Here is a 13,065-nt window from a genome sequence, read left to right as displayed (position 1 = left end):
TAGTCAGCTTATGATAGTTTCAATAGAAAAGGTTGGACGAAAGAAGGAGGACAAATGATGGTTTATAGATGTGATATAAAAATAATATGATCAAGAGAATCCCGGTATTTTTCCAGGTAATGCAGGTGTTTTTCCATTGTTTCATAGTTTTTGTCGGAAATCGAAGGCGACAGATCCATTTCGACGGCGTCATCAGGGTCTGCTGTGTCTTCCAATAGGACAGGGATGATGCTAACCTTTGAAAATCCTTCTTCCCGCAGGACATTGACCCATTCATTCTCGGCATATAAAGCGGTGAATCCGTAAAAGTCCGTGATTTCTTTTTTGGCTTCGTCTGTCAGAGCGTTGCCTTCCTTAAGGCACACTTCGATCGCGATTAACATCCCTCCGGGTTTTAAAATCCGCCGGATTTCCTGTAAAGCGGACCGGATATCTGTGAAGCTCAGTACAGATTCAGATAATACACAGGCAAAGCTTTCAGACTGAAACGGCATTTCCTCGAGTGGAGAGTGGACAATCGGAATGGATAGCTGTTCTTTTTTGAAACGCTGTCGGGCTTTATCGATCATGACCGGGTCGGCATCAAGGGCAGTGACAGGAAACAGCATCTGCCCCAAATAAGCGGCGGTCTGGCCAGTTCCGCAGCCTGCATCAAGAATCGGCTGCTCAGGGTCGATGCCGGCTTTGGCGAGCACTGCCTTTGACAGGGACATCCCGCCAGGATGAGCGGATGAGACGCCGAAGCTGGCAAGCATGTCTAAATAATCGCTCAAATTGAGATCCCTCCTTTTTTGTATGCATATGCAAAAAAGGAATAATGGTTGAAAAACGATCGAATCCCAGCAGACCGGAAAATCGGATCCTGAGTAATTCGAGTTGACGAATAAAGATTCGTCCATGATAATATGGTAAGAAGAAAAGGTGGTGTTCGTTTGAAACAGCAGTTAAAACTCTTTTTGGCTGTATTGATTACGGCTGTCGCCGCCTCCGCACTGACGCTTTATCTGGTGGGCAAAGGCAGCGGCGGTTCAGTATATTCCGCTTCAGACTCCGAGAAATTCGAAAAGCTGATGGCGGCGTACGACAAAATCAAGAGCGACTATTATCAAAATGCAGACGATGAAAAGCTGACTGACGGGGCAATTAAAGGGATGCTTGGAGCTTTGGACGATCCATATTCAACATACATGGATAAGAAAGAAGCTAAAAGCTTTGAAGAAAGCATTACCTCTTCTTTTGAAGGAATCGGCGCCCAAGTAGAAGAAAAAAATGGACAAATTCTAATCGTCGCGCCTATTAAAGGATCTCCCGCAGAAAAAGCCGGCTTAAAGCCGCATGATGAAATTCAGAAAGTGGACGGCAAAAGCGTAAAAGGCAAGACCGTCAACGAAGCGACAGCAATGATCCGCGGCAAAAAAGGCACGAATGTCAAGCTTGTTCTCAACAGGGGAGGCGTCGGCCAAATCGATGTTACGATTAAGCGCGATACGATTCCAATCGAAACGGTGTACTCTAAAATGATCGGCGGCAACATCGGTGAAATCCAAATTACGTCTTTCTCTGAAAATACCGCTAAGGAACTGACGAAAGCCATTGATGACTTGTCTGAAAAAGGTGCGGAACGATTCGTGCTTGACCTCAGAGGAAATCCCGGCGGCCTGATGGACCAAGCGATTATGATGAGCAACATGTTTGTCGATAAAGGCAAAACCATTATGCAGGTTGAATCCAAAAACGGGAAAAAAGAAGTGTACAAAGCTGAGAAGGAGCGAAAAGTGAACAAGCCGACCGTCGTTCTCGTCAACGGAGGAACGGCAAGCGCCGCTGAGATCATGGCCGCAGCACTTCACCAGTCTTCAGGCATCCCGATTGTGGGTGAAAATACGTTTGGAAAAGGAACGGTTCAAAATGCGGAGAGCTTCTCTGACGGATCGACCGTCAAGCTGACGATTGCCAAGTGGCTGACGCCAAATGGTGACTGGATTCACGAAAAAGGAATCAAACCTCAATATAAAGCGGAGCTCCCAAGCTATGCTAAACTGCCGTACCTGGATTCCAAAAAAGAGTATAAGGCAGGCAGCACCGGAGACGAAGTGAAAGCTGCCCAGCAAATGCTCCAAGCGCTCGGCTATAAGCTGAATGCGACGGGGGCATTCGACGCACAGACAGAGGCTGCCGTTAAGGCTTTTCAAAAAGACCAAAAGCTGAAAACGACAGGCATCCTAACGGGCGAGACGACGATCAGCATGACAAGTAAGCTGCAGGCTAAGCTTGCTGACAATGATACGCAGCTGGATAAAGCGATTGAGATCTTAAAAAAAGAAAAATAAAAGAAACCCTTGCGCTCACACGAAGCGCAAGGGTTTTTTAGTGATCAAGCGCTTTTTTGCACATCCTTCTTAGCATGGAACAAAAAGCTGATCACAGAATTGTGTTTTACATTTTTCACAAAAAACGGATTCAACAAGACAACGGTCAAAAGATTGGCGGTAAGCCCCCAGAAGCCTTCGTAAATGCCGAAAGTGGCACCTGTTAAATAAACGGTAAATGTAACGGCCAGGCCGATGAGAAGACCGATGATCGTCGCTTCCTTCGTCTGGTTTTTCCAGAACAGGCTGATGACGATGGCAGGGAATATCTGCACCATGCCTGATACACCGAGCAGCTGAAGCGTTACAAGCGCTGCCGGGAACAGCATTCCGAATAAAAGGGCCAGACCGATGACGACGAATACCATCGAGCGGGTGATGATCGTCAGCTTTTGTCCCGAAACGCGGGGGTTGATCAAATCGCGGTATAAATTGTTAGCGAATAGGTTGGATGCCCCTATCGCCATAATCGAACACGGGATCAGACTTGCCAGGGCAATCGTTGAATAGGCGAATCCTTGCGTGACGCCGCCGTAGGAACTTTGAATTAAATACAGCAATGCAAATCTCGGGTTAATGTCATCAGGAAGTACGAGAAATGCGATAAAGCCTAAGAAAATGACTAAAATCAATACAATATTGTACAACGGCAGAAACATACTGTTCTTTCTGAGTGCATCCGCGCTGTTCGCCGTGAAAACGCCTGTCGCCGCATGGGCCCACATGAACAGAGCAAACGCGGAAACGATCGATGCCGTGATGAACCAGGCGATTCCGCGAGGTCCGTCAGAAGGGATTGTCAGCATATGCGGCGCTTCATTTGCCAGCTTGTCAATCATCGGCGTCCAGCCGTTAAAATGGATGAGCGGCAACGAAACGACCATAAACAGCATCATCACCCAAACTAAAATGTCTTTAATAATGGCAGTGTATGTAGGACCTTTGATGCCGCTGAAAAACGTATAAAGCGCGACAAGGACGAACGAAATGATTACGACGACATTGACGTTAATAAACCCTGTACCCGCGACTTGAAGCGTATCCTGAATTCCGCTGAGCTGCAGGCAGATATACGGGATCAGCATTAAGACGCCGACAATCGCAACAAGCGAAGACAGGAGCTTGCTGCTGAAGCGCTCCCTTGCATAATCGGCCAGCGTTGTGAGCTGGTGCACTTTCGCAACCTTCCAAATCTTCGGCAGAAAAAAATAGGCGATGAAATAGGCCAAAACCGAATAAGGAATCGCGAAAAAAGCGACGCTTCCGCTTGTAAAAGCGGTGCTTGTCAATCCTAAAAACGTGTAGGCCGTATACAAGTCGGCACCCACAAGAAACCAGACGAGCAGCCCTCCGAACCGCCTTCCGCCGACAGACCACTCTTCAACCGATTTCCGCGACTGCTTATTGCTGCCGGCGATAAACCCGATACAGACCACGGTCAAAATAATGCCGGCGGTGATGAGGAGCGCTGTTAAATTTCCCTGCATCACTCATAACCTCCGTTTCTTTTCTCAAATCTGTAAATCGCAAATGTGATCATCGGTGTCAGCACAATCCACAGCACCAGCCAAAAATGAAAAAATGGAAGTCCGAAAACGATCGGATCAATCCGGTTTACAAATGGTAGCAAGGCAAGCTGCCCGATAAAAGGGATGATGAACAAAACCCATTTAAAAAGCTGTTGATTCACCTTTTTTCCTCCTTTAGCGATTTTAATGTTCATAATCATAGCAGTTGTCAGATTTAATCACAAGATAATTATTAGAAAAAAGTGATTTTTTAAATTATTTAAACAGGCGTTCTGGCTTGCATATTCGAAAGTATAACTTTACAATAATTAATATCTTGAATTCGAGATAAAACAGAATGAAGAGGATCACCATGCAGGAGACTGCTGAGTAAAAGAATGGGAAAGAGACGGGCGAACGGGGGCTTTTTGATTGATGAACCGCTGGAAAGCACCGGCGCAATGACATCGCTGAAACAAAATGGGAAAAGGAGTGAAAGGAAATGAATCATATATATGAGAAAGGGAATTCTGATACCACCCTGTTGTTATTGCATGGAACAGGGGGAAACGAACACGATCTTCTGCCGATCGGCAGGATGATTGATTCCGATGCAAATTTACTCGGAGTCAGGGGAAATGTGCTGGAAAACGGAATGCCCCGTTTTTTCAGGCGCTTGAGAGAAGGGGTGTTTGACGAGAAAGATTTGATCGACCGGACGGATGAATTAAAAGCGTTTTTAGATGAAGCAGCAAATGAATTTCACTTTGACAGGAGCCGGGTGGTCGCAATCGGTTATTCAAACGGCGCCAATATCGCGGGAAGTCTGCTGTTCCGTCATGAACGTGTACTGAAAGGGGCGATTTTGCATCATCCGATGGTTCCGTTTAGAAATCGCAAGCTCCCTGATATGACAGGCCTGCCCGTGTTCATTGGAGCCGGCAAAACAGACCCCCTCTGCCCGCCGCAGGAATCAAGCGAGCTTGCCGGCTATTTCACAAACGCCGGCGCCCAAGTGCTCCTTCACTGGGAAAGCGGCGGTCATCAGCTGACACACAGCGAGATCGACCAGGCGAAAATCTGGTATGAAAAGCATATAAAAGCATAAAAATAAACCTTAGTCCTTTTTGGGGACTAAGGTTTTTAGCGTGTTTACAGCCATGTAGATACGTCAGACACATCAAAACGATTGCTTTTGTGCGCAGGTTTGACCGGTTTTCCGATCGAAATCAGCATGACCGGTACATAACGTTCATTGATGTTGAATTCTTTAACGAACGCTTGCTTGTCAAAGCCGCCCATCGCGCATGTGTCATAGCCCATAGCTTTAGCCGCAATCATCAGCTGCATGGCCGCGAGCGATGCGTTAGTAAAGGCGGCGTCTCTTGCAAATCCGCTGTTTTGATAAGCGCCGTTGATTTGTCCGAGCAGCGTGTTTTTAATGTCTTCGGTCATATAACCTGCTTCTGTCAGAGGGCCGTATACGGCTTCACCGTTCAGGTTCGCTTGTAAGTCTCCAAGCACGGCTACAACCGCAGATGCCTGGCTGACTTGTTTTTGGTTGAACGCGATCGGAAGGAGTTTATCTTTTGATTCTTGGCTGTGGAAGACTGTAAAATGCCAGTGCTGCAGATTCCAGGCTGACGGAGCCTTTGTTGTGACGCTCAGCAGCTTTGTCAGCTCCTCTTTGGAAATGGAAACGCTTGTGTCATATTCTTTAATCGAAGTACGCTCTTCCAGAATGTTGAGAGCGGTGTTTTCTTGTGAAGACATGTGACTTCCTCCTTTGGGCTAAACATGTTATGATAGAGTCAGACAAAAAGTTAGAAACTTACTTTTTGTAACTTTATTGAGTATTTTAATGGCACACATTATATTTGTCAACTGGATATGGAGGGGTGAGAGAATTGGGGTTTACAATGTGTCCTAGAATGGAAGCCGCCTTTTCTTTACTCGGCAAACGATGGAATGGATTGATCATCCATGTATTGTTGGATGGACCTAAACGGTTTAAAGACTTGACCGAAATGATACCGATGATTAGCCAAAAAATGCTGGCTGAACGTTTAAAAGAGCTCGAACACTGCAAAATAATCGAGCGCCAAGTGCTGCCGGAAACGCCGGTAAAAGTCATCTATCAATTGACAGACAAGGGAACGGCGCTAGAGCCTGTCCTCAGAGAGATACAAACCTGGGCCGAGCATCATTGCGATCCGGAAGGGAGCTGACCGGATTGACTAGTAAAGAAACAGTCGTCATTACAGGCGGGGCCAAAGGCATCGGAAGAGACCTTGTGACCGCCTATGCTCAAAAAGGTTTTATCGTCGTATTCGCCGATGTACTGAAGGAAGAGGGTGAACAGCTTGAAAAAGAGCTGACCGCTTCCGGAGCGCGGGTTCAGTTTGCAGCTTGTGATGTGGGATCTGAAGAAGATGTGAAACAGCTGATGCAGGAAGCTTCCCGAAACGGCCGTTCGATATCTGCGCTCATTAATAACGCGGGCAGATCAGTTTGGAAGTCCCCTTATGATTTGACGGCGGAAGAATGGGACGATGTTCTGAATACCAATTTGAAAGGCGCGTTTCTTTGCGCAAAAGAAGCCGCCAAAAAAATGAAAGAAGCGAAAACAGGCGGAGCCATCGTCAATATCGCTTCGACAAGGGCGTTTATGTCCGAGCCTGACTCGGAAGCCTATGCCGCGTCAAAAGGGGGCTTAATCGCTTTGACTCACGCATTGGCCGCGTCTTTAAGCAAAGATTCAATCGTCGTCAACAGCATTTCCCCGGGATGGATCGAAACCGGTGATGATACTGCCCTGCGGCCTATTGACCACGAACAGCATTTGTCAAACAGGGTCGGCCGCCCTCAGGATATCGTCAAAGCATGCTTTTACTTGACCGATCCGGACAATCGCTTTGTCACCGGTACAAACTTGACGGTGGACGGCGGAATGACCAAAAAAATGATTTATGAAGAATAGCCCAAACGTTTCCCGACTTTATGAATACCTTTACTATAGGCAGACATAAAGGAGGATAAAAGCCAATGAACCCTCATATGCTTTATTCGAGATCAGGTCCTGCCGGATACCCGGCCAGATTCCCGTTATTCTGGGGTTTTGGAGCGCCGCTTGTCGGCGGATTGCTGGGCGGATTTCTCGGAAGTGCGATTTTTAACTACCCAAGACCTTACGCTTACCCGCCGCCATACCCGGGACCTTACGGCGGCACGCCTTATTACGGCTACGGGTCAGCTCCTGGGGCCGTTCCGTACGGAGGTGTTCCGGGCGCAGCTCCATTCAGAGGGGCGGGACCGGGCTATTGATCAATAAGCCAATTGTTGCTGGCATCTAAATGCCGGATGTCCAATATGAAGCGGCGGCCAAAGCTTGCGAATCTTTTCGCCTTTGGCCGCCGTCTCATTCTTTCCGGATCGATCAGTCAGGGAACTGTACTTTTCCAGGTACGGTATATGCGCTTGACGTCCCGTTTTCCGGCAGTTTTTTGATCGTGTCTTTTACGACTTTTCCTCGGATATCTGTAATTCTGACTTTAAGCGGACTTGTCCCAAGATTGGTGCTGACGAAATGGTTGTAGTCCGTTTTCTCCATGTTGATCCACTTTCCGCCTTTGTAATATTCCATTTTCATGACGGGATATTTGTGATTTCTGACTTGGATTGCCGCCCACCACTGGCTGCTGCCTTCTTTGATCCGGTAAGTGAAATTGCCGGTAATCGGCGCTTTGACTACACGCCATTTAATGTTGATTTTGCCGTCTTTCATATCGCCGATCTGGCGAAAAGCGTTCGGTGAAAGGTCAAGAGCTCCCGGCGCGCCTTCAGGATACAGATCGGTCACATAGACGGTCGTTTTTCCTTTCGGCCCTTCAACCCGCAGATAGGCGCCGGCAAGAGCTGCTTTCACTCCGCGGTAATTCATATCTGTCGGATTTAAAGCGGTGATCTTCATATTGGACGGAATAGGATCCAAAAGCAATGCACCGCCGGAGTAACCAGACCCCGTGTAAGTGGCGTAGCCCTTATGCAGTGAGTTGTATGCTGCAGAAGCTTGAGGTGAAAAACAAAGGATCGTCAAAAACATTGCTGTGATCAATAAGCTGATTTTCTTTTTCATATCCATCCTCCTGTTTTATAAATTGAGAACCATTATCATTATAAGGACTAACTGACAACAGCCGAAAGAGCAAATAGTTACAGAGATTTTTTAAGGAATAATGACTAACACCGTCGAAATGTAAAGGTTCAGCCGCATGTCAGGCAAATGAGGTGATCATCCTTGAGGACTAGTGTTAAAATGGTACAGGAAGAAAAAAAACAGCCTGCTTTGCCAAGCTGGCCGTTTTCAAAACGTGATGTCGATTTCAGACAGGTTAAAGTCCTCATTTTTTAAGAACATCACTTCTAAAATGCCGTCTTTAAATATTGCTTTCGTACCCTTTCTGCGCACTAGAGAGGGGAGAACGACTTTTTCCTGCCGCCCTTTTTCAGGGTAGTTTTCTATGATCAGGGTTTGTGAAGTATGTTTAATTTTCAGAAGGTTAAGCTGTTCTTTGGTGAGCGGTATTTTAACAAATACATGGCTTGTCGTTTCAAAAATATCAATCGGATCAGATTCATCTGCCGCCTGTGTTTCTTTTGAGAGAGGGTCACGAAAAGGAAATTGAACTGCATACCCCGGGCCGAAAACGCTTTTCATCATGTGGTGGATATACTGCTCCACATCTTTCGGATCAGCGTTTTTTAATCCGTCCTTGGAAAACTGCTGAAATGGAAAAAAGCGTTGCCAATCAAACACGATCACACTTCCTTTCACATAGACGGTACAGTATATGCAAAAAAGTGCGGAAAGTGATGAGAAGAAAGGAAAGAAACAGACATGAATCATTCATCTCAAACGAAAGGAATCATTTACACAGCGCTTTCTTATCTGCTGTGGGGGCTCCTTCCTTTATATTGGAAAGTGCTCGATCAGACGGCTGCGCTCGATATACTGGCGCACCGGATTATCTGGTCATTTGTTTTCATGTGCGGCGTGCTTCTCGTTTTGCGGCAGTGGAAAAACGGAGTCAAAGCATTTCGCGCGCTTTCGGGAAACCGTAAGGAATTTGTACCGCTCATTTTGTCGTCCGTTCTGATTTCGATCAATTGGTATGTCTACATATGGGCTGTCAGCAACGGTTATATTCTTGAAGCGAGCCTGGGCTATTACATCAATCCGCTCGTATCGATCGTGCTCGGAATTGTCTTTTTAAAGGAAAAGCTGACGCGGATGCAGGGAGCGGCAGTTCTTCTCGCTGCCTTCGGCGTGCTTATTTCCGCCTTCCAGTACGGTTCCGTGCCGTACATCGCCCTGATACTTGCATTCAGTTTCGGGCTCTACGGACTGGCGAAAAAGCGGACATCGCTCTCAAGCGCCATAGGACTTACCCTGGAAACGATGATGATCGCTCCGGTTGCAGTGATCTATCTGTTGTTCTTCAGCCATCCGGAAAAGGCTCAAGCCGCTTCAGGGAGCATCGGCATGATGGTACTGCTGTTTTTGGCAGGAGTGTTAACTGCGATTCCGCTGCTTTTATTTGCGGAAGGTGCGAAAAAACTTCCGCTTTATCAAGTCGGCATTTTGCAATATATCGCTCCGACCATTACATTATGCTTAGGCGTGTTCGTCTACCATGAACCGTTCAGCAGCAGTAAGGTCTTTACGTTTACCTGCATATGGGCGGCGCTGATTTTGTTTACACTTTCGCAATTTCAATGGAAGAAACCGGAGAAGGTATTTTTAAAAAGAAAAAATTCCTTTCATCCGTAAGCCCTTTTTCTTTTCAATAAGCACTGATTATGTATAATTAAACATTATTGAAGCAATTCGGAGGTTATTCCGTCATGGCAGACGAACTAGAGCTTTTCCGGGCGTATAAAACCCTTTGGAAAAACCGGACGATGGACGGAGAAGGCAGGCAGGCGCTTCATCGGGCGATTGATGATGAGTTGAACGACCTCCGCACCCATCCAAGGCTCAGAAAGACGAAGCACGAAAAATACTATCAATCAATCCGGCGCATTGTGAATTCACAATTGGAACCAGATATGAAGCTCAAGCTGATTGAATGGCATACGGAACGATTGGAGTTATTAACAAACGAAGAAAGCAGGGAGTAACATGAAAGCAATAATAAAAGAAGATGTGCAGGCTTCTTTGGAAACATTTTTAAACCAGCCTGTTTACATTCATTTGGAGACGACAACCGGATCGTATTCCGCGCATAAAGATGAGCAGAACATGACCGTGGTGGCGTATATCAGAAACGCGAAGGTGACATGCTCCCGCGCCAAAATCACGGGCGAGGGGCCATTTCGCGCCGGTTTGAAAATCGAAGACGGCTGGATCTACGCCGAAGGCCTGACGGATTATACGGTTGATGATGAAGGAAGGTTGCTTCTCGCCGGCTATTTGCCGGGCGGCAAACTCGCCATTTCGCTTCAAATCAGCAAAAAGCCATTTGCAGTCTAAAAAGAAGGTGTTATAGATGAAAAAACATTTACTCGTGATCTTGCCGCATCCTGACGATGAATCTTTCGGAGTCGCCGGCTTGATCGCCTTAAACCGAAAAGAAGATATACCTGTAACATACGCGTGCCTGACGCTGGGCGAGATGGGAAGAAATATGGGAGACCCGCTTTTTGCCAACAGGGAAACCCTTCCGCTGCTCAGAAAGCAAGAGCTGATCGACGCCTGCAGGGAAATGGATGTACAGGACTTGCGCATGCTCGGATACCGCGATAAAACGCTCGAATTCGAGGATGAAGAAAAACTGGCCGATCGAATAGAGGCTGTCATTGATGATGTAAACCCGAGCCTTGTTGTGACGTTTTATCCGGGACACGGCGTTCATCCTGACCATGATGCGTGCGGTGCTGCGGTCATCAGGGCATTATCGCGGAAAAAGAAAGAAGACCGGCCGCGCGTCTTATGCATGGCCATCACCCACCACAGGGAAGAGGTTCTTGGCAAACCTGACGTCGTTCTTGATATCAAAGAAGCCGCAGATATTAAAATGAACGCGCTCAAAGCGCATAAATCTCAAACAGGCGGCTTTATGAAAGAAATAGAGAAAAAACTCGCCAATGGCGAGCCGGTTGTTGAGACATGGTTTGAAAAAGAAACATTTTGGACCTATCAATGGAATGATTAAAATGATCAAAAAAGGTGTCGGGCATATGAGCCCGGCACCTTTTTACACGCTTTGAGTGTGAATATAGCGGTTTTGAATGCGTTTGAGCCTGAAAAACAGCCCGACTGCACCGGCTGCGAGCCCCGTGATCAGTCCGATCCAGTACCCGAAAGCTCCGAATGAAGTATACGTTCCGATCACAAAACCGACCGGAAGCCCGATAATCCAATACGAGACGAGAGCTGTGACAAGCGTGTAGTTAACATCTTTATATCCTCTGAGCGCTCCTTGAATCGGAGCCGCGATGGCATCTGACAGCTGAAAAAACAACGCAAACAGCAAGAAGTCCTTTGTCAGAAGCAGCACATCCCGGTCAGCCGCATACAAACCGGCGATTTGCTCTCTGAACAGTAAAATGATGAGTGCGGTGAATAATGAAAAACCGACCGCTATTGAAATGCCGAGATAGCTGTAGGTTCTCGAGTCTTTAAACCGTTTTGCTCCGGCCTCAAAGCCGACGACAATTGTCAGCGTCATCGATACGCTCAATGGAAGCATGTAAAGAAGCGAAGCGAAATTCATTGCCGCCTGATGGGAAGCGATCGTGACCGTGTCAAAATGGCTCATCAGCAAAGTGACAGCTGCGAATATACTCGTCTCAAAGAAGATGGCGAAACCGATCGGAATGCCGATTTTCAGCAGTTTCATACTTTCAGCAAAAGAAAATGAATAGAATGTTCCAAAAATCCTAAACTGGTGAAACGGCGTCTTTTTGTGGACGATGTATAAAGAGATCAGACAAATGCACCAATATGTGATGGCGGAAGCCATACCGGCTCCTGCTCCTCCAAGCTTTGGAAAGCCGAAGTTCCCGAAAATGAACAAATAATTCAAAACAAAATTAATGGGCAGAGAACAGAGCGTAACCAGCATCGTCACCCGCGTTTTTCCGAGTGAATCAATAAAGCAGCGCATCACATTGTAAACAAACAACGGCAATATGCCGAGCCCGATGCAGATTAAATATTGCTTTGCGATGACCGCTACCTTCTGTTCAAGATCGAGATTCTCAAGCACCGGATCAATCAGTAAGTACCCGGAGACGATCACGGCAATGCTGATGATTCCGGCCACATAAATCGATTGAATAACAGTATAAGGGACATCCTTTTGCCGCTTGGCCCCCATCAGTTGGGCGACCATCGGTGTTACAGCCGTCAAAATGCCGGCAAGCCCTGTATAAACCGGGGTCCACAAACTCGAGCCGATTGCGACGCCGGCGAGGTCGGCGGCACTGACTTTGCCTGACATCACCGTGTCGAGAACCGTAATGAGCGACAGTCCCGCTTGCGTAATCAAAATCGGAATTAAAATCGTTAAAAACTGCCTTGTTTTCTCCCGCAAATCCTTTGTTTCCCTCATATCAGTTCCCCGTTTCTTTTGGATAACGAGAGAAATTATAACACGTTATGTATAAAATGCAATAAATGTCTGTTCAATCTTTTTTCGCCTGTTTTGCTTTTTTAAACATTTGCACATAAATAAAGGAAAGAGAAAGAATTCCTAAACACGTACATAAATATTGACATATTTTTTGAATGGTCAAGAAGATTCACCTCCATATCTTAAAATGCGTCATAAAAGGAGGAAACATGCATGAAAGCGGCGGTAATAAACCGGAAGTTTTTTTATGTGTTTTCTAATAGTAAATAACGACTATTGATATACAAAAAAGAATGGGTATTAAGTGTTAATTTTACATTTATCTTTATATTAAGATAGGAAATAAGAATCTATAGATGAAATAGTAAAACGCCGTTCGATCTAAAAAAAAGATACTCCCAATTCCGGATGTTGGCAAAAAAAAATGTATGATATAGTCAATTTATGGTTTCGTGGAGGAATTTGTGCTGAAATGTAGAAATGTATAAGTGATCCTGATCTTTGCTTTTCGATTAGGCAATAGATGAGGATTGATCGGCGATTTACGGTAAA

At 46.2% G+C, this 13,065-nt stretch carries 16 protein-coding genes; 9 read left to right on the top strand and 7 right to left on the bottom strand.

What is annotated here, in order from left to right; all coding sequences use genetic code 11:
• Positions 1-62: 62 nt before the first annotated feature.
• The gene (locus tag M1D59_RS11755) at positions 63-773 is read right to left on the bottom strand and encodes a class I SAM-dependent methyltransferase (RefSeq protein WP_023857372.1); all 711 of its coding nucleotides are present in this window, start codon (positions 771-773) and stop codon (positions 63-65) included.
• Between the two features lie 159 nt (positions 774-932).
• On the opposite strand from M1D59_RS11755, the gene M1D59_RS11750 reads away from it, so the two are divergent.
• Positions 933-2,330, top strand: coding sequence for a S41 family peptidase (locus M1D59_RS11750; RefSeq protein WP_020451837.1), 1,398 nt, complete (start codon positions 933-935; stop codon positions 2,328-2,330).
• 44 nt (positions 2,331-2,374) lie between these two features.
• Here the strand turns inward: M1D59_RS11750 and M1D59_RS11745 are convergent, their stop codons facing one another.
• Both M1D59_RS11745 and M1D59_RS11740 read right to left on the bottom strand, forming a co-directional pair.
• Positions 2,375-3,856, bottom strand: coding sequence for a sodium:solute symporter family protein (locus tag M1D59_RS11745; RefSeq protein ID WP_023857371.1), 1,482 nt, complete (start codon positions 3,854-3,856; stop codon positions 2,375-2,377).
• The gene (locus tag M1D59_RS11740; protein WP_020451835.1) at positions 3,856-4,059 is read right to left on the bottom strand and encodes a DUF3311 domain-containing protein; all 204 of its coding nucleotides are present in this window, start codon (positions 4,057-4,059) and stop codon (positions 3,856-3,858) included. Before M1D59_RS11740 ends, M1D59_RS11745 begins: the two co-directional genes overlap by 1 nt.
• Positions 4,060-4,379: 320 nt before the next feature.
• Here M1D59_RS11740 and M1D59_RS11735 point away from each other — a divergent pair, with 320 nt between their 5' ends.
• The gene (locus M1D59_RS11735; RefSeq protein ID WP_020451834.1) at positions 4,380-4,985 is read left to right on the top strand and encodes an alpha/beta hydrolase; all 606 of its coding nucleotides are present in this window, start codon (positions 4,380-4,382) and stop codon (positions 4,983-4,985) included.
• A 44-nt stretch (positions 4,986-5,029) separates the two neighbouring features.
• Here M1D59_RS11735 and M1D59_RS11730 read toward each other — a convergent pair whose 3' ends face one another.
• Positions 5,030-5,650: a nitroreductase family protein gene (locus M1D59_RS11730; RefSeq protein ID WP_020451833.1), complete on the bottom strand. Its 621-nt coding sequence runs from the start codon at positions 5,648-5,650 to the stop codon at positions 5,030-5,032.
• A 134-nt stretch (positions 5,651-5,784) separates the two neighbouring features.
• Here M1D59_RS11730 and M1D59_RS11725 point away from each other — a divergent pair, with 134 nt between their 5' ends.
• The 3 genes from M1D59_RS11725 to M1D59_RS11715 all read left to right on the top strand — a co-directional run bounded on the left by M1D59_RS11725 (position 5,785) and on the right by M1D59_RS11715 (position 7,201).
• Positions 5,785-6,105, top strand: a complete 321-nt coding sequence (locus tag M1D59_RS11725) for a winged helix-turn-helix transcriptional regulator (RefSeq protein ID WP_023857369.1) — start codon at positions 5,785-5,787, stop codon at positions 6,103-6,105.
• Between the two features lie 5 nt (positions 6,106-6,110).
• The gene (locus tag M1D59_RS11720; protein ID WP_025811284.1) at positions 6,111-6,857 is read left to right on the top strand and encodes an SDR family oxidoreductase; all 747 of its coding nucleotides are present in this window, start codon (positions 6,111-6,113) and stop codon (positions 6,855-6,857) included.
• Positions 6,858-6,922: 65 nt separating this feature from the next.
• Entirely contained in the window at positions 6,923-7,201 is a 279-nt protein-coding gene (locus M1D59_RS11715) for a hypothetical protein (protein ID WP_023857367.1), read from the top strand.
• Between the two features lie 112 nt (positions 7,202-7,313).
• On the opposite strand, the gene M1D59_RS11710 is transcribed toward M1D59_RS11715, so the two are convergent.
• Both M1D59_RS11710 and M1D59_RS11705 read right to left on the bottom strand, forming a co-directional pair.
• Positions 7,314-8,012 carry an expansin EXLX1 family cellulose-binding protein gene (locus M1D59_RS11710; RefSeq protein ID WP_020451830.1) on the bottom strand — a complete coding sequence of 233 codons (699 nt, stop codon included), beginning with the start codon at positions 8,010-8,012 and terminating at the stop codon, positions 7,314-7,316.
• A 228-nt stretch (positions 8,013-8,240) separates the two neighbouring features.
• A complete protein-coding gene (locus M1D59_RS11705; protein ID WP_020451829.1) occupies positions 8,241-8,693 on the bottom strand; it encodes a germination protein GerT in 453 nt (150 codons plus the stop codon).
• A gap of 81 nt (positions 8,694-8,774) precedes the next feature.
• Here M1D59_RS11705 and rarD point away from each other — a divergent pair, with 81 nt between their 5' ends.
• The 4 genes from rarD (at position 8,775) to bshB2 (ending at position 11,091) form a co-directional block, all read left to right on the top strand.
• A complete protein-coding gene (gene rarD, locus M1D59_RS11700; protein ID WP_020451828.1) occupies positions 8,775-9,707 on the top strand; it encodes an EamA family transporter RarD in 933 nt (310 codons plus the stop codon).
• Positions 9,708-9,781: 74 nt separating this feature from the next.
• The gene (locus M1D59_RS11695) at positions 9,782-10,057 is read left to right on the top strand and encodes a hypothetical protein (protein ID WP_023857365.1); all 276 of its coding nucleotides are present in this window, start codon (positions 9,782-9,784) and stop codon (positions 10,055-10,057) included.
• Between the two features lies 1 nt (position 10,058).
• On the top strand, positions 10,059-10,409 hold the full coding sequence (locus M1D59_RS11690; RefSeq protein WP_020451827.1) for a YojF family protein: 351 nt from the start codon (positions 10,059-10,061) through the stop codon (positions 10,407-10,409).
• Positions 10,410-10,425: 16 nt separating this feature from the next.
• Complete coding sequence (gene bshB2, locus M1D59_RS11685) at positions 10,426-11,091, top strand: bacillithiol biosynthesis deacetylase BshB2 (RefSeq protein ID WP_025811289.1); 666 nt, start codon at positions 10,426-10,428, stop codon at positions 11,089-11,091.
• Between the two features lie 42 nt (positions 11,092-11,133).
• Here bshB2 and M1D59_RS11680 read toward each other — a convergent pair whose 3' ends face one another.
• Positions 11,134-12,492: an MATE family efflux transporter gene (locus M1D59_RS11680; protein WP_023857362.1), complete on the bottom strand. Its 1,359-nt coding sequence runs from the start codon at positions 12,490-12,492 to the stop codon at positions 11,134-11,136.
• Positions 12,493-13,065: the final 573 nt, after the last annotated feature.

The sequence above is a fragment of the Bacillus sp. PK6-026 genome (assembly GCF_054161455.1).
The sequence above is the reverse complement of the archived record's forward strand: the minus strand, read 5'-3'. Positions and strand labels throughout refer to the sequence as shown.

Excerpts from the sequence above, each read along its gene's own strand:
- M1D59_RS11745 (WP_023857371.1), bottom strand. The coding sequence starts at position 3,856 with ATGCAGGGAAATTTAACAGCGCTCCTCATCACCGCCGGCATTATTTTG.
- M1D59_RS11735 (WP_020451834.1), top strand. The coding sequence starts at position 4,380 with ATGAATCATATATATGAGAAAGGGAATTCTGATACCACCCTGTTGTTA.
- M1D59_RS11730 (WP_020451833.1), bottom strand. The coding sequence starts at position 5,650 with ATGTCTTCACAAGAAAACACCGCTCTCAACATTCTGGAAGAGCGTACT.
- M1D59_RS11715 (WP_023857367.1), top strand. The coding sequence starts at position 6,923 with ATGAACCCTCATATGCTTTATTCGAGATCAGGTCCTGCCGGATACCCG.
- M1D59_RS11710 (WP_020451830.1), bottom strand. The coding sequence starts at position 8,012 with ATGAAAAAGAAAATCAGCTTATTGATCACAGCAATGTTTTTGACGATC.
- rarD (WP_020451828.1), top strand. The coding sequence starts at position 8,775 with ATGAATCATTCATCTCAAACGAAAGGAATCATTTACACAGCGCTTTCT.
- M1D59_RS11695 (WP_023857365.1), top strand. The coding sequence starts at position 9,782 with ATGGCAGACGAACTAGAGCTTTTCCGGGCGTATAAAACCCTTTGGAAA.
- M1D59_RS11690 (WP_020451827.1), top strand. The coding sequence starts at position 10,059 with ATGAAAGCAATAATAAAAGAAGATGTGCAGGCTTCTTTGGAAACATTT.
- bshB2 (WP_025811289.1), top strand. The coding sequence starts at position 10,426 with ATGAAAAAACATTTACTCGTGATCTTGCCGCATCCTGACGATGAATCT.
- M1D59_RS11680 (WP_023857362.1), bottom strand. The coding sequence starts at position 12,492 with ATGAGGGAAACAAAGGATTTGCGGGAGAAAACAAGGCAGTTTTTAACG.